The sequence below is a fragment of the Micromonospora sp. WMMC415 genome (genome assembly GCF_009707425.1).
Classification (GTDB): Bacteria; Actinomycetota; Actinomycetes; order Mycobacteriales; family Micromonosporaceae; genus Micromonospora.
The window spans coordinates 982,443-1,007,270 of sequence record NZ_CP046104.1 but is presented as its reverse complement, the minus strand read 5'-3'; the positions used below and the strand labels follow the sequence as shown (position 1 = coordinate 1,007,270).

Sequence of the window (24,828 nt, the reverse complement as noted above, 5' to 3'; positions counted from 1 at the left end):
GGTTCAACTCCACTTGGCTGGGCGAGCATAGATCTGCCCAGTGGCCGCGTCCGCGACGATGTTCGGTAGTTGAGCGTCACGAAGGGCCCGCTCACGGATGAAGAACTGGCCGAGGTTGCCGACTCGGGTCAGGTGATTCGAGGCCCGCGTGTTCCCGGGAGGCATTGCGAGGTAGATCCGCTGGTCGGGATTGACCGCCTTAACGGTGGCCAGCGCGGGGGCGAGGTCGGTGTCGGCGCTGACGAGCAGGGTGGTGTCGGCGATCCGGAGAGCGGCGTCGGCGACCATCATGGCACCGAGTGCCACGTCCGTCCCCTTCTCCTCATAGCTTCTGTACTGCCGGCCGCAACTGCAGGTGTAGCTCTTGCCGCACCGGCGGCAGTCCTTGATCGTCCGCTCCTTGAATCGTCCCAGGTGCACGTGCAACAGGTCTCCGTTGCGGACCTTCATGGCGTCGATGTAGCTGGTCTGGTTCTGAGCGGCGACGGGCTCGTTCTTCACGATCGCCGAGAAGTAGTGGACGGCTGTCACGGTGTCCTTGGGTCTGAGCTGGCGAACGAGCTCAACGACGTCGAGCCACATGTGCCTGCGGCCATACTTGTTCTTCATGCCGTAGTACAGGTTGAAGCCGTCGATGTAGGCAGCGACTGTCGCCACGTTCACCTCTCCTGACTCTCGGCGTTGGTGTATGGTGGGTCCATACGACGCCGAGAGATACGGCAGGAACGGCCCCCACGGGGGCCGTTTTTTTGTCCGAGAACATCAGCACCATATCGTCACTGACTGACGGTTGATCGGGCGGCTACGGGACGTACAGCCGTCGGGGTCACCCCGGTGGGGACAGATGGCGACGCGAGTTGAGTTGCGGAACCCAACCAGAATGCGGGGATGCCTGTCGTCGAGGCGGTGACGACCGTCCCGGTCCCACCCGAGCTGGCCTTCGCGGTGTCGCAGACCACCGCGCCGGTGCGCTACCGGTGGGACCCGTTCGTCCGGGAGCAGCACTTCGTCGGCGGCGCCACCCGGCCCGGCAAGGGGGTACGGACGTTCACCCGCTCGCGGCACGGCCTAGTCATGGTCAGCGAGTACGTCTCGTTCGCGCCGCCCACCAACGTCGGCATGAAGATGGTGCGCGGCCCCTGGTTCTTCGAGATGTTCGCCGGCGGGTGGCGGTTCGCCCCCGCTCCCGAACCCGGCCACACCGTCGCCACCTGGCGGTACAGCTTCCGCTGCCGCCCGGCGTTCCTACGCCCGGTCGCCGACCGGATCGGCACGTGGCTGCTCGGCCGGGACATCCGCCGCCGGATCGCCGGTTACGCCGCCGGCTGCACAGATCCAGAGGTGCTCGCGGCGGCCCGCCGCTCACTCACCGACGGCTGAGCCGGTCGCGTCCCAGGGTGCCTTTCCACGATCAGATGATGCTCTGCTGGAGCGACCGCCTGGATTCCGACCAGCGGCACATCACTTGATCATGGTGACGGCGGGTCAATGGGTACGGGTCGCGGCGAGGAAGGACCGCCAGGCGTCGGGGCGGAAGGTGAGCGTCGGGCCGGACCGGTCCTTGCTGTCCCGCACCAGCACGACCCCCGGCAGATTGTCCGCCACCTCGACACAGTTGCCACCTGAATCGGTCGAACGCGTCGACGTTCGCCAGTGAGGGTCGGCAGTGGTCATGGCGTCACCTTCAGTTTTCGGATCAGATCCAGGGATGCGCTCGTGGACAACGCTTCGCCGAGCAGGCTATCCCACTTGCGATCAACCAAGCCGATCAAGGCTGGATCGTCCATGACGTGTCCTCTGGCGGCATTCTCGAGGTAGAGCGCCCGGTCCCCATCCGGCAGTTCGGCCAACACGAAACCGCCACCGAGTCCGACATGCCCGCCCACGTCCAACGGGATGACATGCAGTCGCACAGACGGCAGGTCAGCAACGTCGAGCAGCCGGCCAAGTTGCGCCTCGAGCACCTGGGGCCCGCCTACCGGCCGGCGGACGGCCACCTCATCGAGCAGGAAGACGAGATGGGGCGGCTCGTCCCGCTGCAGGATTTGCTGCCGCTCCATGCGAACCGCGATCAGTTCGTCGACCATCGTCGGCGAATGTAGGCCGCCGGCCGAAATGACCGCCCGCGCATACGCCTCTGTCTGGAGCAGACCGGGCACCAGACATGCTTCGAAGGCGCGCAGGCGCACCGCCTGCTGCTCATAGCCGCGCCAAGGCGCAAACCACGAGGGTCCCCGCTCCCGGTCCGCAGCCTTCAAGAGTTCGGCGAGGAGGCCGCCGGTGCCGAGGGCCTGATCAGCGGCGACGGCGAACTCCATGGTCGGTCGGCGGCGGCCGGTCTCGATGGCGGCGACGGTGGACGGGCTCCATTTGATTAGCGCGGCCAGGCTCTCCTGCGAGACCTCGGCACCCGCCCGGGCCGCCTTCAACGCCCGGATCCACATGTCGACGTTCATCCTTACGTCTCCCGTAAGTACGCGGCTGCGTTGCGTAGTAAGCCCTGGCATCCTCCCCCGCCCGAGCCGAGTCCAGGGTGGAGAGTGCGCGGCCCGGCCGGTGGAGGCGACGACCCGGCGGCCGGTCCTGCGTCGGGCCGCCCCGGTCAATCCCCCGGTCGGGGTGGCCCCCGACCTGAAGGAGGCCACCGTGTTCAGACCGTTCCGGAGGAACGCCGCGCTGGGGTCGTACCGGATGAGGAGCCGGCCGGTGCCGACCGGCGTGCCGGGCGCGACGGTGCCGGACCCGGTCCCCGCCCGGTCCACGGTGCCACCAGCCTGGGCGACCTGGCCGACGGTGGCCCTGCCACGACCGGGCCGGGCCGGTTGGCTGACCCCGGCGCAGACCTGGCGGGCCAACGGCGGTCGCTGGTGACCACCATCCGCATTCCCGGCCGCTCCCCGCCGAGATCTTGGAAGGAAGCGGTCCCCGGAGGGGCCGAAAATCTCCAAGATCTCGCGCAACCAGCCCCACCCGGCGGGGCGGCGGTGAATCGGTACGTGCCGCACGTGGCGATGCGGCCGCTGTGGCGGTGCCGGGCGTGCGGTGCGCACTGGCCGTGCCAACCGGCACGGCTGGCGCTGCTGGTGGAGTATCGGCACGACCGCCCGGCTCTGCTGATCTACCTGGGGACGCTGATGGCCGAGGCGTCCGCCCATCTCGCGCAGCTCAACGGGCACGCACCGCCGACCGGGCTGCACGAGCGCTTCCTGGGTTGGGCGCGGGCCCGGGACGGCAGAATGTTCCACGTGAATCATGAGCCGGGTGCCGAGATCCACCACACCGACCCGTTCGCCGTACCGGTGGACCGGCGCTCTCCCGTACGCCGGTTGCGTGGCCGGCTGGCGGCGCCGGTGACACTGTGGACGGCGCCCGGGCCGGCGGGCCTGACGGTCTCCTCCACGCTGGTGGCGGAGGGCGAGCCGGACCGGCTGCTCGGCCTGATCGACCCGGAGGCCGACCTGTGGGCGGCGGTGGAGGAGGCGGGCCGCTTCGCGGTCGCGCCGTTGAATCCGTCGCACCGGCAGCTCGCGGACCGGTTCGCCGGGCTCTTCCCGTCCCCCGGCGGTCTGTTCGCCACCGGCACCTGGACGCAGACCGACTACGGCCCGGTGCCGTCGGACGCGGGCGGCTGGGTCGGTTGCCGGCTCGACGACGCCCGGGAGTACGGCTGGGGTCTGCTGGTGGACGCCACCATCGAGACGGTCGAGCTGGCGGAGGAGACGGACCCGCTGCTGCACTACCGGGGCCGGTACCGCGAGCTGACCTGACCAGGTCGCCGCCGCTCGGAGGTGACCACCGGCACCGCGGCCGGCCCCCGGCGCCGACCGGTCACCGGAGTGAGCCAGGTCACTCGGCGCAGCCATCGTGCCGTTCGGCGCAACCGTCGACCGACGCCGATCTCACGCTTCCCGGGTCGGGAGTGCGCTCCTTACCGTGCGCGAAACTCCCCGATGCCTGTGAAGGTGGTGATCCACAGATGTCCACGGACACACCCGCGTCCGCCCCCGCCGAGTCGGCGGCGGAACGCTATCTGGCCGTACAGCGGTCGGACGAGTTCGCCGGGTTGCGACGCGCGTTGCGCGGCTTCGTCTTCCCGATGACCGTCGCGTTCTTCCTGTGGTACGCGCTCTACGTGATCCTGTCCGCGTACGCGCGGGACTTCATGGGCACGAAGGTCGTCGGCAACATCAACGTCGCCCTGGTCTTCGGTCTGCTGCAGTTCGTCTCCACCTTCCTCATCGCCTGGCTCTACTCCCGGTACGCCGACCGGAAGATCGACCCGGTCGCCGACCGGATCCGCGCCGAGATCGGGGAGGTGACCCATGAACACGGTCCTCGCGGCTGAGGCGGGCGACACCACCGCCCGGAACCTCACCATCACGCTGTTCCTGATCTTCGTGGCGGTGACGCTGGCCATCACGATCTGGGCCAGCCGGCAGACCAAGACGGCCACCGACTTCTACGCGGGCGGCCGGTCCTTCTCCGGCTTCCAGAACGGCATGGCGATCGGCGGCGACTACATGTCGGCGGCGTCGTTCCTGGGCATCGCCGGCATCATCGCCCTGTACGGCTACGACGGCTTCCTCTACTCGATCGGCTTCCTGGTCGCCTGGCTGGTGGCGCTGCTGCTGGTGGCGGAGCTGCTGCGCAACTCCGGTCGCTACACGATGGCCGACGTGCTGGCCTTCCGGATGCGGCAGCGCCCGGTCCGCACGGCCGCGGCGGTCTCCACCATCACGGTCTCGATCTTCTACCTGCTGGCCCAGATGGTCGGCGCCGGCGCCCTGGTCGCCCTGCTGCTCGGCATCCGGCCGGGAACCACCTTCCTCGGCATGGACGCGGACGCCGCCAAGATCGCCACGATCATCATGGTCGGCGCCTTGATGATCATCTACGTGACGGTCGGTGGCATGAAGGGCACCACGTACGTGCAGATCGTCAAGGCGTTCCTGCTGATGGGCGGCGCGCTGATCATGACCGTGCTGGTGCTCGCCAAGTTCAACTTCAACCTGTCGGAGTTGCTGGGCCAGGCGGCCGAGTCGTCCGGCAAGGGCAGCGCCTTCCTGGAACCCGGGCTGCGCTACGGCGTCGAGGTGGCTGGAAACTCGACGCAGACCTTCTACAACAAGATCGACCTGCTGTCGCTCGGCATCGCGCTGGTGCTCGGCACGGCCGGCCTGCCGCACATCCTGATCCGCTTCTACACGGTGCCGACGGCGAAGGCGGCCCGCAAGAGCGTGCTCTGGGCGATCGGCATCATCGGCACCTTCTACCTGCTCACCCTGGCGCTCGGCTTCGGCGCCGCGGCGCTGGTGGGCGGCGAGGCGATCACCGCGCAGGACCGGGCCGGCAACACGGCCGCGCCACAACTGGCCGAGGCGCTCGGCGTCGACTTCCTCGGCGGTGATCTCGGCGGGGCCACCCTGCTCGCGGTCATCGCGGCGGTCGCCTTCGCCACCATCCTCGCCGTGGTGGCCGGACTGACCCTCGCCTCCTCGTCCAGCCTGGCGCACGACTTCTACGCCAACGTCATCAAGGACGGGACGGCGTCCGAGCGGCAGGAGGTGACGGTCGCGCGGATCTCCGCGCTGGTGATCGGCGCGATCTCGATCGTGCTGTCGATCTTCGCGCAGAACCTGAACGTCGCCTTCCTGGTGGCGCTGGCCTTCGCGGTGGCGGCATCGGGCAACCTGCCGGCGATCCTCTACAGCCTGTTCTGGAAGCGGTTCAACACCTCCGGCGCGGTGTGGGCGATCTACGGCGGCCTGTTCGCCGCGGTCTTCCTGGTGTTCTTCTCCCCGGTGGTCTCCGGGGCGCCGACCGCGATGTTCCCCGAGCAGGACTGGCAGTGGTTCCCGCTGTCGAACCCGGGCATCCTCTCCATCCCGTTCGGCTTCCTGTGCGGATGGCTCGGCACGGTGCTCTCCAAGGAGCGCGACGAGGACAAGTACGCCGAACTCGAGGTGCGCTCGCTCACCGGGGCGGGCGCGCACTGACCACCCCGGGTGGGCCGTGCGACGAGCGCCGGCCTGCTCGGTGCGTGATAAGAAGGGCCCCCTGTACAACGCGAGGCGTTAACAGGGGGCCCTTCCTTGTCGGGTCACCTGCCGGGCCGGTCGGTAGGCTGACCGGCATGAAGGTCGTGCAGCGCTTCGGGTCCGGTCACCGCATCCTCGTCACCGGCGGCGCCGGCTTCGTGCCGTCGCACGTGGTCGACGTCCTGATCGGCCGGGGCTGCACGGTGGTCGCGGTCGACAACTTCGTCACCGGGTCGAAGGAGAACGTCGCCCATCTGGCCGACACGCCGACCTTCACGCTGGTCGAGGCCGACATCTCGGACGGTCTGCCGACCCACCACCCCGCGTTCGCCGAGCGGTTCGACGCGATCCTGCACATGGCCTCGCCGGCCAGCCCCACCGACTTCGAGAAGCTGCCGGTGGAGATCCTGCGGGTCGGCTCGGTCGCCACCCTGCACCTGCTCGAGCGGGCGGTCGCCGACGGCGCGCGCTTCCTGATGGCGTCCACCTCCGAGGCGTACGGCGACCCGAAGGAGCACCCGCAGCGCGAGACGTACTGGGGCAACGTCAACCCGATCGGCGTCCGCAGCGTCTACGACGAGTCGAAGCGGTTCGCCGAGGCCGCCACCATGGCGTACCACCGCAGCCGGGGGCTGGACGTCGCGATCGTCCGGATCTTCAACACGTACGGGCCGCGGATGCGTCCGGACGACGGGCGGGCGATCCCGACCTTCATCTCCCAGGCGCTGCGCGGCGAGCCGATCACCGTGCACGGCACCGGCAACCAGACGCGCTCGATCTGCTACGTCGACGACCTGGTGCGGGGCATCCTGCTGCTGCTCGACTCGACGGAGACCGGGCCGATCAACTGCGGCACCGAGCACGAGATGAGCATGCGACAACTGGCCGAGACGATCGTGTCACTCTGCGGCAGCAGCTCCGAGGTGACCTACATCACCCGCGCCGCCGACGATCCGGAGATGCGTCGCCCCGATCTCACGCTCGCCCGGCAACTGCTCGGATACGAGCCGCGGGTCGCGCCCGAGGAGGGTCTGCGGCGCACGATCGCGTACTTCCGCGAGCGGCTGGGGTAACCAGCCGGCGACGGGCGGTGGCGACGCCGGCTCCGCTTCAGGGCGACACTGGCCGGACGTACGTACCCTGAGTTACATGTCAGCGACCACGCCCGCCGGTTTCCCGCTTCCGCACACCGGGGGTGTCCACCGGCTTCACCGCAGTGCCGGGCGCGCCCCGGTGCCGGGCTCCGGCCCGGCTGGACGCGCCCGGTCGACCGAGACGCAGTGGTATCCCTCGTACCACGACGAACCGTCGGGGGGTGGCCCCCGTGGCCCCGTCGGCCCCGGTGGACCCGGCGACTTCGGCGGTGGCGACGACGGTTCGGGCCGCCCCCGGCGCCGTGACCCCCGCCCGCGCTGGGGCCGGATCGGTCTGGTGGCCGGCATCGCGGTGCTGGTGCTCGCGCTGCTCGGCGGCACCGGCGCCTGGTTCTACGCCCGTGGCCTCAACGAGGACCTGGGGCGCACCGACCCGTTCTCGCAGATCACCGGCGGCCGGCCGGCCAAGGCGGTCGACGGCGCGCTGAACATCCTGATGGTCGGCAGCGACTCGCGGGACCCGGACGCCCCGGTCAACGAGGCCAGCAAGTGGCGCGCGGACACGATCATCGTGATGCACATCCCGAGCAACCACCAGCAGGCCTACCTGGTGTCGATCCCGCGTGACCTGTACGTGCCGATCCCGGAGAGCGCCAACGCGGACTGCGGCTCGGGTCGGCGCGGGAAGATCAACGCGGCGTTCGCGTTCGGCGGCCTGCCCCTGGCCGTACGCACCGTGGAGTGCTTCACCGACGTCCGGCTCGACCACGTGATGGCGATCGACTTCGCCGGTTTCAAGCAGGTCACCGACGCGCTCGGCGGCGTCGACCTGACCGTGGAGAAGACGGTCACCTCGATCCACAAGCCGTACCGGACGTTCACCAAGGGCGTCAACCACATGGACGGCGCGGAGGCGCTGGACTGGATCCGGCAGCGCAAGCAGTTCCCGAACGGCGACTTCGACCGGATGCGGCACCAGCAGGAGTTCCTCCGCGCGCTGATGGACAAGGCCGCGAGCACCGGGACGCTCTCCAACCCCGTCAAGCTGAACAACTTCCTGAAGGCGGTTACCGCCGCGGTCACCGTCGACGAGGGCTTCTCCCTGGTCGACATGGCGGTGCAGTTCCGCAACCTGCGCGGGGAGAACCTGACGTTCGTGACCAGCCCGCACAACGGCAGCCAGACGATCAACGGCGAGTCGGTGGTGGTCTCGGACCGGGAGAAGGCGCTCTCCATGTACCAGGCGATGGCCAGGGACACCATGACGGACTGGGTCAAGGCGAACCAGAAGAGCGACGGCGGCAACTGACCGCGCCACCCGCCGCATCGACGGCGGTCGTCACCGGTCGGCGGCTGAGCATCCCTGATGCCGGGTGCCAGCCGTCGACCGGTCGTTTCCGACCCCTCCGTTCGGTCGATTTATCCATCGGGCGGTCTGGATAACGGCATTTGACCGTGGGGTGAACTCGCCAGGACGGGAAAGCGTCCGTACAGTGATCCCGCCCCCGATCACGAACTGGAGCACGCATGCCGGTTCAGACCAGCGGTCGCCCGCCGTCGCTGGATGCCCCCCACGCGTCGGCCCGGATGTCCGCAACCATTCCGGCGCAGCCCGGGAAGGGTCGTCCGCCCACCACCCCCGCCAGCCGCAAGCGTCGCCGCAAGGACCCGCTGTGGGCGCGCATCACCCTGATCTTCGGTGCCGTCCTGATGCTGACCAGCGGTGTCGCGATCGTCGGCGGCAAGGTGATGATCGCCCAGGCCACCGGCAACATCGACCAGCGCAACCTGCTCGGCGACGCCGGCAAGTCGGGCGCGGAGGGCGGCGCGAACCTCGACGGCCCGATCGACATGCTGCTGCTCGGGGTGGACGCACGGCAGTCGTGGGCACCCGACGACGTGCGGGCGGACAGCATCATCGTGCTGCACATCCCGGCGACCCACGACCAGGCGTACCTGATCTCGATTCCCCGCGACACCGAGGTGCGGATCCCGGCCTTCTCGAAGAGCGGGTTCCACGGCGGGGTGGACAAGATCAACGCGGCGTTCCAGGCCGGCGCCCGCAACGGCGGCGGCTGGGAGGGCGGCGCGCAGCTGACCGCTCAGACGATCAAGCAGATGACCGGCATCAGCTTCGACGGTGCCGCGATCATCAACTTCGGCGGTTTCAAGCGCATCATCGACACTCTGGGCTCGGTCCGCATCTGTGTCAGCCAGGAGGTCAAGTCGCACCACATGGTGTACGTCGACGGCAAGCCGATGTGGAACGCGGAGGCGAAGAAGACCGGCAAGCCGATGACCCCGGTGGTGCACAAGAAGGGCTGCAAGGAGATGGAGGGCTGGGCGGCGCTGGACTACTCCCGCCAGCGGTACGGCCTCAAGAACGCCGACTACGACCGGCAGCAGAACCAGCAGCAACTGATCAAGGCGATGGCCAAGAAGGCGACCCAGAACGGCACGCTGAGCAGCCCAACCAAGATCAGCAAGCTGATCGACGCGGCCGGCGACGCGTTCGTGCTGGACACCGGCGGCGTACCGGTCATCGACTTCATCTTCACCATGCGCGGGGTCACCGGCAGCGACCTGACGATGCTGCGGACGAACGGCGGCACCTTCAACGGCAACGGCAACAACCGCGAGTCGCTCAGCGAGCAGACGCTGGAGATGTTCCGGGCCGTCAAGGAGGACCGGCTGGCCGACTTCGTGGTCGCCAACCCGGAGGTGCTCTCCACCCGGAAGTGACCGGGGGGTTTCACCGAACCGGCCCGGTGGGGGCGCTCCGGACCGTAGCCTGACGTGAAGAGAATTCGCGTGCGGGTGGCGGGGAGGAACCACGTCCAGGTCGGGGGATGGACGGGAGCGGGCCGGCGCGGGCGTCCGGTCCGGACCGCCCCGCCGGCCCCGACTCCTGCTCCGCGCCGGCCTCGCCCTGGCACTGCTGGCCGGGCTCACCGTGGTCGGCCTCCGGGTGATCGCCGAACGGTACGACCGGGCCGTGGTCAAGGAGCAGTTGCTCGACGAGAGCGCCCGCCGGAAACGCACCGACCTGGACGGAACCCTCAACTACCTCCTCGTCGGCACCGACCGGTGGCGGAGCGGCAGCGCCGCCGACCGGCGGTCGGACACCATCCTCATCGTCCACGTGCCCGCCGGCGGGCGGGAGGCGTACCTGGTCTCGGTACCCCGGGACCTGCTGGTCGCCATCCCCGCCACCGCCGGCTACGGCGGCGGGCAGGACAAAATCAATTCCGCGTACGAGCACGGCGGCGGCGGACTGCCGGGCACCAGACTGCTCTCCGCGACATTGGCCCGCCTGACCGGGCTCCGGTTCGACGGCGCCGCCCTGATCGACTTCTCCGGCTTCCGCCGGGTCATCGACCTCCTCGGCGGCGTCCGCATGTGCGTCGACACCGAGGTCCGGTCGATCCACACCGGCCGGGTCTTCCCGCCCGGGTGCCAGCAGATGGACGGCGGCACCGCCCTGGACTTCGTCCGCCAGCGGTACGGCCTCCCGAACGGCGACTACGACCGGCAGACCCACCAGCAGCAACTGCTGCGGGCCGTCCTGGACCGGACCGGCGAGACCGCGCTGCGGACCAACCCGGTGAAGCTCGACCAGGTCATCCGCGCCGTGGGTGACTCCCTGACCGTGGACACCAACGGCGTACCCCTGGAGGACCTCGTGATCGCGCTGCGCGACCTGCCGGCCGACGCCCTGCGCGGGCTCCAGGTGCCGTCCCGGCCGCAGACCGTCGGCCAGGTGTCGTACGTGGTGCTGGACGACGGCGGCGCCGGCCTCTTCGAGGCGGTCCAGAGCACCCGGGTGCCGGAGTGGGCCCGCGCCAACCCGCGCTGGGTGACGCAGTTGTGACGGGCCACCAAGACCCTAAGCTTGGTAACCGTGTTCGGACCCCGCGTACCCACCGTGACCATCCCCGAGATCACCGACGACACGTACCTGCTCGACGTCCGGGAGGACGACGAGTGGGCCGCCGGCCACGCCCCCGGCGCCCACCACCTGCCGATGATGGAACTGCCGTCCCGGCTGACGGAGGTGCCCACCGACCGGGACGTCGCGATCATCTGCCGCTCCGGCGGACGATCCGCCCAGGTCGTCGCATACCTCATGCGCAACGGCTGGGACCAGGTCCGCAACGTCGAGGGCGGGATGGGCGAGTGGGCCATGGCCGGGCGTCCCGTGGTCGGCGAGGACGGGCAGCCGGGCCGGGTCCTGTAGCGGAGAGCAACGCATGGACCGACCCCTGGTCTTCGCGCACCGCGGCTCGTCGTACGACCTTCCGGAGCACACCCTCGCCGCGTACCTGCGCGCGCTCGACGAGGGTGCCGACGGGCTGGAGTGCGACGTCCGGCTGACCCGCGACGGTCACCTCGTCTGCGTCCACGACCGTCGCCTGGACCGCACCAGCAACGGGCGGGGCCTGGTGAGCGCCCGCACCCTCGCCGAGTTGGAGGCACTGGACTTCGGGTCCTGGCACCCGGGCTGCGTACCGGCCGACGGCGACGAGGTGCTCGACGAGTCGCACACCCGGCTGCTCACCCTGGAACGGCTGCTGGACGCGGTCCTCGCCGCCAACCGGCCGGTCCGGCTGCTGGTGGAGACGAAGCACCCCTCCCGGTACGGCCGGGACGTCGAACGGCGGCTCGTCGCGCTGCTGCGCCGGTACGGGCTGACCGAACCCCGGCCCGAGCACCCGGTCAAGGTGACGGTGATGTCGTTCTCGCTGCTGGCGGTCCGCCGGATCCGCGAACTGGCCCCCGCGCTGCCCACCGTGCTGCTGCTGGAGATGTTGCCCCGCCGGGTGCGGCCGGGCCGGCTGCCGTTCGGAACCCGGATCGCCGGACCCGGCGTGGCGCTGGTGCGGGCCCGCCCGGACCTGGTGCCGGCACTGCGCGCGGCCGGCAACCAGGTGTACGTCTGGACCGTCAACGACCCCGCCGACCTGGACCTGGTTCTGGCCGCCGGGGTGGACGGCATCATCACCGACCGCCCGACCCAAGCCCTGGCCCGCGTGCAAGGAAGGGCCCCCTCTTAACGCCTGCGGTAGTAGAAGGGCCCCTTCTTAACGCTCTACGCCGGCCGGACGGGGGTGTCCGGAGATCCGCGCGGCGGGGCACACTCGGGGCATGCCGGAGCGTACGGACCTTCCCGCTCTGATCGCCGGGCACACGGTGGTCATCGAGATGATCAACTCTGGGGACGCCGGCCTTCCGGTCCTCACCCAACTGCTCCGGGTCACCCAGTCCGCGCTGGGCGCGGCCGGTGTGGCGTTCGTCGAGTTCGCACCCACCGGCGGCCGGATCATCGCCGCCACCGGCGCCGTCGACTGGACCATCGGCCGACCCGTTCCGGCCGACGACCCGGACATCGCCTGCCTGCTCTCCGGGCCCCGCGTCCGGCAGATCCGGGTGGACCGGCTCACCGGCAGGCTCGGCGCCGAACTGGCCGACCGGGGCCTGCACCGGATGGTCGCGTCCCGCGCCGAGATCGGCGGGCTCACCGTGGGGAGCCTGCACGCCCTCTACCCCTCCGACGGCGACGGCCCGGGCACCGACCAGCACGCGGTCGTCACTTACGTCGCCTCCTGCATCGCCCACATGTACGGCGACCAGAGCGGCCTGCCGGTGCACGGCGACGGCCCGGTGGTGGCCGCCATGGCCGACGGGCTGGCCGTGGTCGACCGCGACGGTCACGTCCGGCTCTGGAACCCGGCCGCCGCCCAGGTGACCGGCCGTCCCGCCGCCGACGCGCTCAACCAGCCGCTGCCGTTCCCCCTCCCCCCGCCCGGACAGGTGCTCGACCACCGGCTGCCGGACGGCCGCTGGCTGCGGGTCACCTCGGGCGAGCTGCCCGGCCCCGGCACGCTGCGGGTGGTCACCTTCCGCGACACCACCGACCAGCAGCGCCGTGACAACGACCGGGACCTCTTCGTGGCGGTCACCAGCCACGAGCTGCGGACCCCGGTCACCGTCATCAAGGGGTACGCGGACACCCTCAACGACCACTGGGAGTCGCTGGGCGACGCGGACCGGCGGATGGCCGCCCGCGTGATCGGCCAGCGCGCCAACGAGCTGGCCCGCCTCGTCGACCGCTTGCTCTCCTCGGCGACCGAGGCGGGCCCGGGTGAGGAGCCGTCGGCCCCGTACGACCTCAACGACGCCCTGTGCACGGCGGTGGCCGACCTTCCGGCGGAGCTGCGCCACCGCATCACGCTGGACCTGCCGGCGGGGCTACCCAAGGTGCTCGGCCACCGGGCGAGCCTGGCGACGGTGCTGACCGAGCTGTGCACGAACGCCGGCAAGTACTCGCCACCGGGCACCCCGATCGGCATCAGCGCCGGGGCCGACGGGCAGACCGTCTCCTTCCGGGTCTGCGACCAGGGCATCGGCGTCCGCCCCGAGCACGTGGAGCGCGCGTTCGACCGGTTCTGGCAGGGCGAGTCCGGTGACCGCCGCCGCTTTCCCGGCGCGGGGCTCGGCCTCTATCTGGTCCGCCGGATCGTTGAACAACAGAATGGATGGGTATCCCTTCGACCGAAGGCCGGTGGCGGTACGGTCGCAGAGGTGCGGCTGCCCCGCGGGTGACCGGCGGTGGCGGGGGGTGTGGAGGGGCGACGGTGTCGACGCAAGGTGCCGAACGGGCGTGGTGCGTGGTGGTGCCCCACCACGCGACGGGTGCGCGGCAGGCGCGGCACCGGCTCGCCGACGAGCTGACCGAGGTCGTGAGCCGGACCCTGCTCGCGGACCTCGTGGCGGTCCTCGCGGAGCTGGTGGGCAACGCCGTACGCCACGCCGACCCGCTTCCGGGCGGGGTGATCCGGGTGGCCTGGCGACTCCGCGACACGCCCGCCGGCCCCCGCGTCCACCTGCGGGTGACCGACGGCGGTGCGACCGCCGGGCCGCGGATGCGAACAGCCGACCCGGACGCGATCGACGGCCGGGGCCTGCACATCGTGTCGGGCCTGTCGAGCCGCTGGGGCGTCGACCGGGACGGGCTCGGCCAGACCGTCTGGGCGGAGTTCGAGCCGGCCGGGTCCGTCCGGCCCGACCTGGTGGTCGCCGGGCCGGGGCTCTGACCGCCGCTGATGCGGGTCCTCCCCACGCCGGCCCGCGCCGGCCTCTAGGCTGTCGATCCGTGAGCAAGCGTCGAAAGAGCCAGCGGGCCGCGGACACCACCGGTAAGCGCGAGAAGGTACGGGACGTCTTCGTGCCCCGCCCCTTCGCGGGGCTGGCCGACGAGCCGGAGTGGATCGCGCTGCGCGAGCTGGTGCCGGCCGCCTCCGCGCCGCTGCGGCTCACGCCGGACCTCGTCGAGGAGTACGGCGACCGCGAGGTCCTGCTGGCCACCGTGCTGCCGATGGCGGCACCGGCGATGACCAAGCCGGACGGGCGGGTCTTCATCGGTCTCCAGCGGCACCAGCAGTCCGGCGACGTCTCGCGGGACCTGGCCGAGGCGCTGCTCTGCGCACTGCGTACCGAGCCCGGTGGCCAGGTCACCGTGCCGCCGCTGCCCGGCCCCGGCCCCCGGCTCCAGGACCTGCTGGTCGACGGGCCGCTGGAGATCACCCTGCACGACGGCTTCGGGTTCTGGCTCGACCCGGGTGCGGCGGACGACCCGACCGTGCAGGCGTCGCTGGAGCGGGCCAACGCCGCCATCTACCCCACCGTCCGGCTGACCGCGGCGCGGGCCGCGTACTGGTGCCAGGTGCCGGAGAAGGCGCACGTGCGGTGGGTGCTGCCCGACGACGAGGACGCCGCGCTGGACGCGCTGGCGCGACTCAGCGCGGCCGGCGCCCTGACGCTCGGCGAGCAGACGAAGTTCGCCGGCATGTTCCGGGCGCACGGTCGCCTGGTACCGGTGTGGGACCTGCCCGAGGACACCCCGGCCGGCGAGTGGGAACAGCCGGTGGCGGACTTCGCCAAGCGCTACGCCGAGGCTCTGGCGGAGCCTACCCCCTTGGACGCCGCGGCCCGGCGCGCCCGCCACGGCCTGCTCGGCCGCCAGCTCACCCTCCGCTGAGGCCGGCTGCCGCCCTGCGGGGCCGTTAAGAAGGGGCCCTTCCTCTACCGGAGGCGTTAATAAGGGGCCCTTCCTTACCCGCGCAGCGGGTCGCGGACGAGTGGGCAGGACATGCACCGGGGGCCACCGCGGCCGGAGCCCAGCTCGGAGCCGGCGATCGGGATGACCTCGATGCCGGCCCGTTCCAGCTGGGCGTTGGTCTCCGTGTTGCGCTCGTAGCCGACGCAGAGCCGCGGCGCGAGGGCGAGGGTGTTGTTGCCGTCGTCCCACTGCTCGCGCTCGGCGGTGACCGGGTCGAGACCTGTGTCGATGACCCGGAGCTGGGCCAGGTCCATAGCGTCGGCGGCGGCCCGCAGGAACGGCGCCGGGCCGTCCACCCGCGGGTCCTCGCCGTCGGCGCCGGCGACGACGGTGTACGCGGACAGCGTGCTGGCGATGTTCGGGTACATCAGCACGGCGTCGACGTCGACCATCGTGCAGACGGTGTCGAGGTGCATCGTGGCGCGCTCCTGCGCGATCGGCACGACCAGGATGGTGTGCGCCAGCCGGGCGGCGAAGACCTGGCGCGCGAGACGCTCCGCGCCCGCCGGTGTGGTGCGCTCACCCACGCCGACCGCCAGCACGCCGGGGGCGAGCAGGAGCACGTCGCCGCCCTCCAGGTGCTCCAGCTCCGGGTGGTACACGAACTCGCTGCCGGCGAAGCGGGGATGGTGCCGGTAGATCGCGTCGGTCAGCGTGGTCTCCCGCCTGCGGGCCGTCATGGCCAGGCTGGTGACCGCGACCCGGTCACCGATCCAGACCGACGAGTCCCGGGTGAAGAGCAGGTTCGGCAGCGGGTCGATGACGAAGTCGTGCCGGTCCATCAGGGTGTAGACGAGGCCGCCGGGGCGGTCCCGGCTGATCCGCAGTTCCTCGTGCGCCAGGCCGGCGATGAACACGTCGGCCAGCGCCGCCGGGTCGAGGTACGCGAGGTGGTCGGCGACCCGGGCGCGCAGCGAGTCGCCGAGCCGGGGGGAGCGCAGCACCAGGTCGGTCAGCTCGGCGCGCGCGTCGGCGACGGCGAGCGTCTCCGCCAGCAGGTCGGCGAGGTAGAGCACCTCGACCCCCCGCTCGCGCAGCGCGGCGGCGAACGCGTCGTGCTCCTCCTGCGCGCGGCCCACCCAGGGGATGGCGTCGAAGAGGAGGGAGTCGTTGTTGCGGGGGGTGAGCCGGGCGAGTTCGGGCCCCGGCCGGTGCAGCATGACCGTGCCCAGCCGACCGACCTCGCTGTCCACGTAGTGGGTCACCATCGAAGCGTAGGGCCTGGGTCGGCGTCCCGCCGTCCGTCGCAGCGACTCGGACCGGGGGGCCGGTGCCGACGTCCCCGGCACCGGTCGTGGGAGGGGTTTGGCGGCATCCGGCAAAAGAACTGTGCGTGAATACGGCATTCATCCACAGTCACTCCGGCGCTCCAACTTGCCGACCGGGGGGACTGACAACGTAGGGTAGTGAGGACATAACTTCGAGGGACCTTTTGCCGGAGGTCGCGATGACTGTCTTCCCCGCTCGACGAGCCGTACCGTCGCCCCGGGCACTGCCGCCCGTCGCGGTGCCGCACCCCCGGACGGAACCCCAGGGCGTTCTCAGCCCGGCCCGTCCGTCCCCGTTGGAGTGGGCCCGCCGCCTGCGGGCGGAGCGCGGGGCCCGGCGGCTGGAGGCGGCCGGCGCGCGGGCGCTGGGCCAGCTCGACCACCTCGGCCCCGCCTGGCACGTCATCGAGTGGCCCCGCACCGACGCGACGGACCTGCTGCGGGACCAGGCGGGTGACGACCGCGCCGGCTTCCTCGCCATCGGGCCGAGCGGCCTTTACGCGGTCACCATCGCCGACCATGGCCGGGCCCGCGTGCTGGTGGCCGGCGACGTCGTGCAGATCAACGGCAAGCGCCCGCCGTACGTGGCCGAGGCCCGTCGCGACGCCAAGCGGGCGAGCAAGGCCCTCTCCGATGCGGTGGGCCTGCCGATCCCGGTGACGCCGGTGCTGACCTTCGTCGGCTCCGGCGTCATCAGCGTCTACGGCCTTCCGAAGGACTGCCTGATGGCGACCCACCGGGAGCTGGACCGGCTGCTCGTCGCCGCCGGCAACCGGATCAGCCCGGCCACCGCGGAGAAGCTTTCGCGGGTCGCTCAGCATCCGGCCACCTGGCTCAACGGCACCTACCGGCCGGCCGCCGACTACCGGTGGTACGAGGAGGGCCGAACGGCCGCTGACAAGCCGGTCGGCCGGCGGTAACGTCAGCCGCGACGCCACGCGACCCGGGTCCGGACGGCACCCGCCGGTCGCGCCGTCGCCGGCCGCCCGGTCAGGGCGTGGACCAGCACCCGGCGGCCCGGTGACCCCGACGCGGTCAGCGGCCGGCTCCCGGACCAGCTAGCGTGGACAGACCGTCGGTGTACATAGGAGGCTCGGTGGCCCACGTCGAACTTTCGCTCTCGGAAGTGTTCGTGCCGGCGGCAGGGACATCGACAGAGCAGGGGTCCGACAACGTTGGGCAGTGGTCCTCGACGGTCTGCCGGGCGGACGAGCCGTGCCTGCTGATCGACGCCGACACCCGGGTGATCGCCGTCTCCGCGTCCGGGTGCGAGCTGCTCTGCCTGGGCGCTCCGCAGGACGTGATCGGGCGGCCGTTGCTCGACGGTGGTCTGCGCCTGCTCGACTTCACCGCCAACCGGGGCGAGCTGACCGAGCCGGAGATCGACAAGATTCCGCCGCTGCTCGCCCTCACCTCGGGCCGCCTGGCCCGCGGGCTGCTCCGGGTCCAGGGGGCGTCACCGGACGCGCCCGACGCCACCGTCGACGCGATCTCCACCCCGGTCCTCACCGACGGGGTGGTCGCCGGCTCGCTCACCTTCTTCTCCGAGGTCTGACCTGCGGCGGCATGTGGCGTTCGCCGCACGCGGCGAAGGTGGGGTACGCGCTCGCCGAGGCCGTAAGGTGCCCTCATGCTGGATATCGCTCTGCTGCCGGGTGAGTACGCCGTCTGCCGCCTCGCGGCCGGCTCCGCCCTGCCGCCCGCCCTGGCCGGCGGTCTGAGCGACGGCGCTGTCGTCACGGTGAGCTGGACCGCCGACGGGGTCTCGGTGATCTGCCCAGCCGACCGGGCGCCCGAGCAGGCCGTCGTGGAGACCGCCTGGCGCTGCCTGCGGGTGGCGGGTCCGCTCGACCTGGCCGTCTCCGGCACCCTGGCCGCGCTGGTCGACCCGCTGGCGGAGGCCCGGGTCAGCGTGGTCGCGTTCTCCACCTACGACACCGACTACCTGCTGGTCCCCGCGGTACGCCTCGACGAGGCCGTCACGGCCCTGGACCGGGCCGGGCACCGCGTGCTCACCAGATCGTGACGCGGCGTCACGGCGGGCACCGGCGCGGCGCGGCCGGGCTGTGACGCCGGGACGGTCCCGGCTTCACCCGGCCGCCGGATGCTCCTACGATGGGCACGCTCGCCCCCCACCACAACGGTCAGCGTCGATGTCCTGAGGATCGGTCCGTGCCGCCCACCCCGCCCCGCCGTGCCACCGCCCGTCCCCGCGCCGTGGTCGCCCTCCTGGCCGTGCTGCTGACGGCCGGCTGCGGCGCCCCGCCCGAACTGCGGCAGCCCTCACCCACCCGGGCGGCCCGGACCGCCACGCCGGGTCCGACCGGCACGGCCACGGCGGTCCCGAGCCCGCCGGTGACCGGGCTCCCCGGACTGCCGGGCACCACGACGACACCCTCCTCGGGCCTGGTCGCCGTCGCCTGCCCCGCCGGCCCGTCCGGTCAGCGGGTCACCGACCTGGTACGCGGGCGCGACGTGCTGCCCGGCAACGCCCGTGTCCAGGTGAAGACCGGGCCGCTCTGCGCCGACGAGTGGCACTACACCGTCCTCGACGTGGCGGGCTACGAGCCGCTCCAAGTGGTCACCCGCGGCCCGGGCGGCGCACCACGCCTGGTCACCGCCGGGACCGACGTGTGCACCGTGGAGGTGCGGGTCGCCGCCCCGGTCGGCATCCGCACCCTGGCCTGCGACGCCGGCACGGTCCCCGGCTTCGGTGCGTAGGCTGTCGCCATGCCGGGAACACCGCCGACCCGCTTCGTCTACCTCGGGCCCGAGGGCACCTTCGCCGAGCAGGCGCTGCGTACCATCCCCGCCGCCGAGCGGGCCAACCGTACGCCCGCCCGCAGTGTCGGTGAGGCGCTGGAGGGCGTACGGGCCGGGGACGCGGACGCGGCGCTGGTGCCGCTGGAGAACTCGATCGGCGGCGCGGTCGGCGTGACCCTCGACGAGCTCGCCGAGGGGGATCCGCTGGTGATCACCCGCGAGGTGATCCTGCCGGTGGAGTTCGTGCTCGGCGCCCGCCCCGGCACCTCGCTGCCGGCGGTACGCAGCGTCGCCGCCCACCCGCAGGCGTCCACCCAGTGTCGGAACTGGCTGCGCGCGCACCTGCCGGACGCCGTGGTGGTGGACGTCCTCTCCAACGGCGCGGCGGCGGCCGGCGCCGCGGCCGGCGAGTACGACGCGGCGATCTGCGCCCCGATCGGCGCCACCCGGCACCGGCTCGAGGTGCTGGCCGACAAGATCGCCGACCACCCGGACGCCGTGACCCGGTTCGCGCTGGTGTCCCGGCCGGGCCCGCCCCCGCCGCCGACCGGGGACGACGTGACCTCGCTGGCCGTCTACATCGCCCACGACCGGGTGGGCGCACTGCTGTCCGTGCTGATGGAGCTGGCCGTCCGGGGAGTCAACCTGACGCGGATCGAGTCCCGCCCGACCGGTGAGGCGCTCGGCCGGTACGTCTTCTTCCTCGACTGCACCGGGCACGTGGCCGACGTACGGCTCGGCGAGGCGTTGCAGGGGCTGCGCCGGGTGTGCGCCGACGTCCGCTTCCTCGGGTCGTACCCCCGGCACCGCTGGACCGCCGCGGCGGGCGAGCGGCCGGTCCCCGCGCCGGCGGGCCTCTCCGACGCCGACTACGCCGACGCCGCCGCCTGGCTGGCCCGGCTGCGCAGGGGCGACCTGACCTGACCGCCTGCACCCGGGGCGCACCGCGCTCGCGGCGCGCCCCGGACACGCGTCAGCTCAGCAGGCCGCCGAGGAGGCCGCCCTGCTGCTCCTGCGCGCCGCTGCCCATGACCGGCGGCTCCTCGGAGGGCTGGACGACCACGAAGCCCTGCCCGGCGAAGCTCATGGTGAACGCCTCACCGGTGCGCCGGCCGAGCAGCGTGCCCAGGCCGAGCTGCTCGGCGCGGTGGTAGCCGGTCTGGAGGTTGGCGGACCAGCAGACCGCCGCCTGCGGGTCGACGTAGGTGGGGGCGTCGACGTTGAGGACGACGGGAGTGCCCTTGGTCGTGATGGCGATCCGGCCGTGACCGGAGAAGACGCAGTTGAACAGGCCCGACGACGACGCCATGCCGGCGCCGCCGACCATGCGGATGTCGTACTGAAGGGTGGCGTCGAAGGCGAGCACGCTCGAACCGTTGATCGAGAGGGCGTCGCCCGGCTCCAGCTCGATGATGTGCACGTCCTTGGCGAAGTCCGCCAGGAAGACGTCACCCTGACCGGTGACCTTCATCAGCGGGACGCCCTCGCCGGTGAGCTTCTGCTTGAGGAACTTGCCGAGCCCGCCCGAGCCGAGTGCCTGGAACTGCACGTTCCCCTGGTAGGCCACCATCGAGCCGACCCGGGCCATCGCCTCACCGTTGAGTTCGATCTTGAGCATCTTGGAGTTCTGCAGCCGCATACCCGGCTGGGCGGACTCCTTCTCCAGGTTCTCCGAGGAGAAGAGTTCGCTGCGCATGGACGTGCCTCCTACAGTTCGCGGTGCCTTGGCCCCGACGGTAGGTCAGCAGCGCAACGGGCGGCCATCGGCTGACCGGAGGCCCGGAGGCTGTCCCGACAGCCGCCGGGGCCTAGCCCCACCCCAACTCGTGCAGGCGGTGGTCGTCGATGCCGAAGTGGTGGGCGATCTCGTGGACCACGGTGATCGCGACCTCGTCCACCACGTCGTGCTCGCTGTCGCAGATACGCAGGATCGGGTTGCGGTAGATGAGGATGCGGTCCGGCAGCACGCCCGAGTAGTCCCAGCCCCGCTCGGTCAGGGCGTGCCCCTCGTAGAGGCCGAGCAGGTTCTCACCCGGGGGCGGGTCGTCCTCCACCAGGATGACCACGTTGCTCATCAGGGCGAGCAGTTCCTCCGGGACCTCGTCGAGGGCTTCGCCGACCAGTTCCTCGAACCGCTCCCGGCTCATCTCCACCGCCACACCCCCATTCTGCCCACCGATCGGCACCCGCAAGATCCCCGGCGTTCCCCGGAACGGTTCCGCCCACCTCCACGGGAGGAGGCCCATCCGTCCCCGGATGGTCACTCCTTCCGTGAAAGTGCGGCGAGCCGGGCGGCCCGGGGAGCCCGGGCGTTGCGGGCGCCCGGATGTCAGGAGGTGAGGCGGGCGTTCAGGGTGATCTGGGCGCCCGGCGAGAGCAGGCGCGAGATCGGGCAGTTCTCCTTGGCGGCCTCGGCGAGCTTGGCGAACTGCGCCTCGTCCATGCCGGGCGCCTGACCGACCGTCTCCAGGTCGATCCGGGTGACGGTCATGCCCGCGTCGGTCTTGTCGAAGTGCACCTTGGCGCTGGTCTCCACCGAGGTGCCGGTCGCGCCGGCGTCGGCGAGCTGCTTGGAGAGGGCCATCGAGAAGCAGCTGGCGTGCGCGGCGCCGATCAGCTCCTCCGGGTTGGTGCCCTCGCCCTCCTCGAAGCGCGACTTGAAGGAGTAGTTCCCCTCCAGGCCGCCCTTGCCGGTGCGGAGGGTGCCGGACCCCTCGGTGAGGTTGCCCTGCCAACGTGCGGAAGCGGTACGGATAGGCATGCACCCGACGCTAGTCGAAAGCGGACGCCGGGGCGACCGACCCGCGCACCCGCCACTCGCGCTACCGCCCGCCGGACGCTGGCTGTGTCATGATTCCGCTCGGAGGCGGTCGGGAAACCGTGCGGCCTCTCGAATCCCCTCGGGGCCGGTCCGGTCCGCCTTCGGGCCGGCACCGACGGAACGGGCGTCAGCGCGGAAGGATGTCCCCCGATGTCCCAGGACCTCCCCATCCCCCGGCAGGAAGACCGGTCCGACGACGGCCCCGCCGTCGTGGAGTGGGGTGGGTCCGATCCGCGGCCACCCGGCCGGGCCGGGCAGTTCCTCGCCGGCCTCGGGGCGGCCGCCGGTCTCGCCTCGCTGATCGGGGAGTGGGTGATGCTGACCATGCCCAACGCCGGGCCCGACGGCGGTGGGCTCCGCCTCCCCGAGGGGGTCTCCAACGTCGGCGGGTTCGGCGGCGCGTACCTGGCCGGTCTGCTCGCGCTGGTGGTGGCGGTCGCGCTCGCGTTGCGGGGCACCGAGGCGGCCCGCCCGAACGCCCGCATCGCCGGCCTGGTGCTGGCCGGGGCGCTGCTCGCCGTGCTGACCGCCGCGGCCATCACGATCGGCGACGCCGACCTGCGGGCCATCTACTACGGCGGCCAGGACGGATTCGCCATCGAGTACGGACGCGGGCTGGTCGCCGCGTTCCTCGCCTGTGCGTTGCTGGGGGCGGCGCTCCTGCCCACCCCGTCCGCCGCCGCGCCCGCCGCCGAGACGGAGAGCGGTGTGTCGATCCCGCCGGCCCGGCGGCGTCGCTCCCGGCGGGGCGACCCCGGTGAGGCCCTGCCGCCCCCGGCCGACCTCACCGTCGGGCCCGCCATGCCGTTCACCCGCCCGGAACCGCCGGGCTGAGTCGGGCGGCGGGGGCCGGGCGGGCCGTCCGCGACGTGCCCTGGGCAGCCTGCGACCCGTCGGCGGCAGCCCGACGCGATCACCACAGGTCAGTCGTTCCCCGTTGGCACCGGATTCGTCTGATCGCCATGGTTGCGACCGCTTCCGCGAGGTACGGTTGCTGCCCGCCGTCACGCCGGGTCACACGACCGGAACGGCTGGCCGCGACGGCGGCGGGCGAAGGAGGAACGATGACCCGCCCGGGCCTGCCCAAGCTGATCGCCACCGATCTGGACGGGACGCTCGTCCGCAGCGACGAGACCGTCTCCGCGTACACCCATGAGGTGCTCGACCGGGTACGGGCCGCCGGCATCCCGGTGGTCGGCGCGACCGGTCGCGGCCCCCGGCTCACCGAGCTGACCCGCAACGACATCCGTGCCGCGGACTTCCTGGTGATGGCCGGCGGCGGGCGGGTGGTCGACCAGAGCGATCCGGGCGGGCCGGTCGTGCTGCGCGACGAGCGCCTCCCCGGCGCCGTCCTGGCCGGCCTGCTGGCCGACCTGGAGGCCGAGGTCGGCCCGCTCACCGTGATGGTGGAGGCGTCGGACGAGCACGACGCGCCGCTCTGGGGCGACTACCACCCGAGCTGGCCGTACCAGGACCGGTTCGAGGCCCGCACCCGCACCGAGTGCCTCTCCGCAGACGTGATCAAGGCGTTCGCCCGTACCGCCGACCACCACGTCGACGAACTGCTCGACGTGGCGCGGCGGATCGTCCCACCGGAGGTCGCCACGCTCACCCAGGCCGGGCTCGGCTTCGTCGAGATCTGCCCGCCCAGGGTCGACAAGGCGACCGGGCTCACGGTGGTGGCGGAGCGGCTCGGCGTCGACCCGGCGGAGGTGCTGGTCTTCGGCGACCAGCCCAACGACCTGCCGATGTTCGCCTGGGCCGGTTGGGCCCGGGTGGCGGTCGCCAACGCCCACCCCGCGGTCCGCGCGGCGGCCGACGAGACGACCCTGCGCAACGACGACGACGGGGTGGCGGTGTACCTCGATCGACTACTCTCCCGCTGATGGGAGAGCCACCCCGCCTCGTCGCCACGGACATCGACGGGACGCTGCTGCGCGACGACCGGACGCTGAGTCCGCAGACCGCCGCCGTCCTGGCCCGGATCTCCGCGCGCGGCACGCCGGTCGTGCTGGTCACCGGCCGTCCCATCCGCTGGCTCAAGCTGGTGTACGACCAGCTCGCCGAGCCGCTGGCGGCGATCTGCGCCAACGGCGCGGTGGTCTACGACCCGGTGGCGGACGAGGTGCTGCGGGCCGACCCGCTCGCCCCGGAACTCCTCGCCGAGGTGGCCCGGCGGCTGCGCGCCGAGGTGCCCGAGGTGACCTTCGCGGTGGAGATCGTCGACAGCCGGGAGATGCGGCACGAGACGCACTACCCGCTGCGGTGGGACGCCGACCACGCGGCGATCCGAGCCGTCGAGACTCCGGAGGAGCTGCTCGCCGCCCCGGCGGTGAAGCTGCTCGCCCGCGCCGGCGAGCAGGACCCGGACGCGTTCGCCGCGCTGGTCGCCCGGGCGCTGGTCGGGCTGGCCGAGGCCACGCACTCGTCGTACTCGGGGCTGGTCGAGATCTCGGCGGCCGGCGTGACCAAGGCGGCCGGCCTGGCCTGGTACTGCTCGCGGCACGGGATCGACGCCGCCGACGTGCTGGCCTTCGGGGACATGCCCAACGACGTGCCGATGCTCACCTGGGCCGGTCGGGGAGTCGCGGTCGCCAACGCGCACCGTTCGGTCCTGGAGATCGCCGACGACGTCACAACGGCGAACACCGCCGACGGTGTCGCCGCGTACCTGGAGAAGGTCTTCGGGCTGGACTGAGCGGCCGGCCGGCCGCTCGGTCACCGG

29 protein-coding genes are annotated in these 24,828 nt (G+C 72.0%); 22 read left to right on the top strand and 7 right to left on the bottom strand.

What is annotated here, in order from left to right; all coding sequences use genetic code 11:
• Positions 1-3: 3 nt before the first annotated feature.
• A complete protein-coding gene (locus GKC29_RS04925) occupies positions 4-657 on the bottom strand; it encodes an NYN domain-containing protein (RefSeq protein WP_155329693.1) in 654 nt (217 codons plus the stop codon).
• A 231-nt stretch (positions 658-888) separates the two neighbouring features.
• Between GKC29_RS04925 and GKC29_RS04920 the strand changes: the two genes are divergently transcribed.
• Positions 889-1,380 (top strand): SRPBCC family protein, encoded by a 492-nt coding sequence (locus GKC29_RS04920; RefSeq protein ID WP_155329692.1) that lies wholly within the window; start codon positions 889-891, stop codon positions 1,378-1,380.
• A 105-nt stretch (positions 1,381-1,485) separates the two neighbouring features.
• Here the strand turns inward: GKC29_RS04920 and GKC29_RS04915 are convergent, their stop codons facing one another.
• Positions 1,486-1,674 carry a DUF397 domain-containing protein gene (locus GKC29_RS04915; RefSeq protein WP_155329691.1) on the bottom strand — a complete coding sequence of 63 codons (189 nt, stop codon included), beginning with the start codon at positions 1,672-1,674 and terminating at the stop codon, positions 1,486-1,488.
• Positions 1,671-2,456, bottom strand: coding sequence for a helix-turn-helix transcriptional regulator (locus tag GKC29_RS04910; RefSeq protein ID WP_155329690.1), 786 nt, complete (start codon positions 2,454-2,456; stop codon positions 1,671-1,673). Before GKC29_RS04910 ends, GKC29_RS04915 begins: the two co-directional genes overlap by 4 nt.
• A gap of 190 nt (positions 2,457-2,646) precedes the next feature.
• Here GKC29_RS04910 and GKC29_RS04905 point away from each other — a divergent pair, with 190 nt between their 5' ends.
• The 13 genes from GKC29_RS04905 (at position 2,647) to GKC29_RS04845 (ending at position 15,170) form a co-directional block, all read left to right on the top strand.
• Entirely contained in the window at positions 2,647-2,871 is a 225-nt protein-coding gene (locus GKC29_RS04905; RefSeq protein ID WP_155329689.1) for a hypothetical protein, read from the top strand.
• Between the two features lie 212 nt (positions 2,872-3,083).
• Positions 3,084-3,767 (top strand): flavin reductase family protein, encoded by a 684-nt coding sequence (locus tag GKC29_RS04900; protein ID WP_230689153.1) that lies wholly within the window; start codon positions 3,084-3,086, stop codon positions 3,765-3,767.
• Positions 3,768-3,976: 209 nt separating this feature from the next.
• Positions 3,977-4,345, top strand: coding sequence for a DUF485 domain-containing protein (locus GKC29_RS04895; RefSeq protein WP_155329688.1), 369 nt, complete (start codon positions 3,977-3,979; stop codon positions 4,343-4,345).
• Entirely contained in the window at positions 4,323-5,996 is a 1,674-nt protein-coding gene (locus GKC29_RS04890) for a cation acetate symporter (RefSeq protein ID WP_155329687.1), read from the top strand. Before GKC29_RS04895 ends, GKC29_RS04890 begins: the two co-directional genes overlap by 23 nt.
• A 137-nt stretch (positions 5,997-6,133) precedes the next feature.
• Complete coding sequence (locus GKC29_RS04885; protein ID WP_155329686.1) at positions 6,134-7,111, top strand: NAD-dependent epimerase/dehydratase family protein; 978 nt, start codon at positions 6,134-6,136, stop codon at positions 7,109-7,111.
• A gap of 76 nt (positions 7,112-7,187) precedes the next feature.
• On the top strand, positions 7,188-8,441 hold the full coding sequence (locus tag GKC29_RS04880) for an LCP family protein (RefSeq protein WP_155329685.1): 1,254 nt from the start codon (positions 7,188-7,190) through the stop codon (positions 8,439-8,441).
• 218 nt (positions 8,442-8,659) lie between these two features.
• The gene (locus GKC29_RS04875) at positions 8,660-9,874 is read left to right on the top strand and encodes an LCP family protein (RefSeq protein WP_155329684.1); all 1,215 of its coding nucleotides are present in this window, start codon (positions 8,660-8,662) and stop codon (positions 9,872-9,874) included.
• A gap of 193 nt (positions 9,875-10,067) precedes the next feature.
• Positions 10,068-11,003: an LCP family protein gene (locus GKC29_RS04870; RefSeq protein WP_230689152.1), complete on the top strand. Its 936-nt coding sequence runs from the start codon at positions 10,068-10,070 to the stop codon at positions 11,001-11,003.
• Positions 11,004-11,033: 30 nt separating this feature from the next.
• Entirely contained in the window at positions 11,034-11,369 is a 336-nt protein-coding gene (locus tag GKC29_RS04865) for a rhodanese-like domain-containing protein (protein WP_155329682.1), read from the top strand.
• A gap of 13 nt (positions 11,370-11,382) precedes the next feature.
• Entirely contained in the window at positions 11,383-12,186 is an 804-nt protein-coding gene (locus tag GKC29_RS04860) for a glycerophosphodiester phosphodiesterase family protein (protein WP_155329681.1), read from the top strand.
• A 91-nt stretch (positions 12,187-12,277) separates the two neighbouring features.
• The gene (locus tag GKC29_RS04855) at positions 12,278-13,735 is read left to right on the top strand and encodes an ATP-binding protein (protein WP_155329680.1); all 1,458 of its coding nucleotides are present in this window, start codon (positions 12,278-12,280) and stop codon (positions 13,733-13,735) included.
• Between the two features lie 65 nt (positions 13,736-13,800).
• Positions 13,801-14,226 carry an ATP-binding protein gene (locus GKC29_RS04850; RefSeq protein WP_230689151.1) on the top strand — a complete coding sequence of 142 codons (426 nt, stop codon included), beginning with the start codon at positions 13,801-13,803 and terminating at the stop codon, positions 14,224-14,226.
• A 59-nt stretch (positions 14,227-14,285) separates the two neighbouring features.
• Positions 14,286-15,170 carry a DUF5926 family protein gene (locus tag GKC29_RS04845; protein WP_155329678.1) on the top strand — a complete coding sequence of 295 codons (885 nt, stop codon included), beginning with the start codon at positions 14,286-14,288 and terminating at the stop codon, positions 15,168-15,170.
• A 74-nt stretch (positions 15,171-15,244) separates the two neighbouring features.
• On the opposite strand, the gene GKC29_RS04840 is transcribed toward GKC29_RS04845, so the two are convergent.
• Positions 15,245-16,459 carry an arginine deiminase gene (locus tag GKC29_RS04840; RefSeq protein ID WP_230688920.1) on the bottom strand — a complete coding sequence of 405 codons (1,215 nt, stop codon included), beginning with the start codon at positions 16,457-16,459 and terminating at the stop codon, positions 15,245-15,247.
• 239 nt (positions 16,460-16,698) lie between these two features.
• Between GKC29_RS04840 and GKC29_RS04835 the strand changes: the two genes are divergently transcribed.
• The 5 genes from GKC29_RS04835 to pheA all read left to right on the top strand — a co-directional run bounded on the left by GKC29_RS04835 (position 16,699) and on the right by pheA (position 20,206).
• Positions 16,699-17,439 carry a hypothetical protein gene (locus tag GKC29_RS04835; protein WP_155329676.1) on the top strand — a complete coding sequence of 247 codons (741 nt, stop codon included), beginning with the start codon at positions 16,699-16,701 and terminating at the stop codon, positions 17,437-17,439.
• A 176-nt stretch (positions 17,440-17,615) separates the two neighbouring features.
• The gene (locus GKC29_RS04830; RefSeq protein ID WP_155329675.1) at positions 17,616-18,074 is read left to right on the top strand and encodes a hypothetical protein; all 459 of its coding nucleotides are present in this window, start codon (positions 17,616-17,618) and stop codon (positions 18,072-18,074) included.
• 75 nt (positions 18,075-18,149) lie between these two features.
• On the top strand, positions 18,150-18,545 hold the full coding sequence (locus tag GKC29_RS04825) for an ACT domain-containing protein (RefSeq protein WP_155329674.1): 396 nt from the start codon (positions 18,150-18,152) through the stop codon (positions 18,543-18,545).
• Positions 18,546-18,634: 89 nt separating this feature from the next.
• Complete coding sequence (locus GKC29_RS04820; RefSeq protein WP_370463313.1) at positions 18,635-19,240, top strand: hypothetical protein; 606 nt, start codon at positions 18,635-18,637, stop codon at positions 19,238-19,240.
• A 9-nt stretch (positions 19,241-19,249) separates the two neighbouring features.
• The gene (pheA, locus tag GKC29_RS04815; protein ID WP_155329672.1) at positions 19,250-20,206 is read left to right on the top strand and encodes a prephenate dehydratase; all 957 of its coding nucleotides are present in this window, start codon (positions 19,250-19,252) and stop codon (positions 20,204-20,206) included.
• A 49-nt stretch (positions 20,207-20,255) separates the two neighbouring features.
• On the opposite strand, the gene GKC29_RS04810 is transcribed toward pheA, so the two are convergent.
• From GKC29_RS04810 to GKC29_RS04800, 3 genes are all read right to left on the bottom strand, one after another.
• Positions 20,256-20,978 carry an AIM24 family protein gene (locus tag GKC29_RS04810; protein ID WP_155329671.1) on the bottom strand — a complete coding sequence of 241 codons (723 nt, stop codon included), beginning with the start codon at positions 20,976-20,978 and terminating at the stop codon, positions 20,256-20,258.
• Positions 20,979-21,090: 112 nt separating this feature from the next.
• On the bottom strand, positions 21,091-21,435 hold the full coding sequence (locus GKC29_RS04805; protein WP_196255891.1) for a metallopeptidase family protein: 345 nt from the start codon (positions 21,433-21,435) through the stop codon (positions 21,091-21,093).
• 176 nt (positions 21,436-21,611) lie between these two features.
• On the bottom strand, positions 21,612-22,043 hold the full coding sequence (locus GKC29_RS04800) for an OsmC family protein (RefSeq protein WP_155329670.1): 432 nt from the start codon (positions 22,041-22,043) through the stop codon (positions 21,612-21,614).
• 210 nt (positions 22,044-22,253) lie between these two features.
• Here GKC29_RS04800 and GKC29_RS04795 point away from each other — a divergent pair, with 210 nt between their 5' ends.
• The 3 genes from GKC29_RS04795 to GKC29_RS04785 all read left to right on the top strand — a co-directional run bounded on the left by GKC29_RS04795 (position 22,254) and on the right by GKC29_RS04785 (position 24,801).
• On the top strand, positions 22,254-22,937 hold the full coding sequence (locus GKC29_RS04795; protein ID WP_155329669.1) for a hypothetical protein: 684 nt from the start codon (positions 22,254-22,256) through the stop codon (positions 22,935-22,937).
• Positions 22,938-23,167: 230 nt separating this feature from the next.
• Positions 23,168-23,989 (top strand): HAD family hydrolase, encoded by an 822-nt coding sequence (locus tag GKC29_RS04790; RefSeq protein WP_155329668.1) that lies wholly within the window; start codon positions 23,168-23,170, stop codon positions 23,987-23,989.
• Positions 23,989-24,801, top strand: a complete 813-nt coding sequence (locus GKC29_RS04785) for an HAD family hydrolase (protein ID WP_155329667.1) — start codon at positions 23,989-23,991, stop codon at positions 24,799-24,801. The genes GKC29_RS04790 and GKC29_RS04785 overlap by 1 nt, the downstream gene beginning before the upstream one ends.
• The last annotated feature ends 27 nt before the right edge of the window (positions 24,802-24,828 follow it).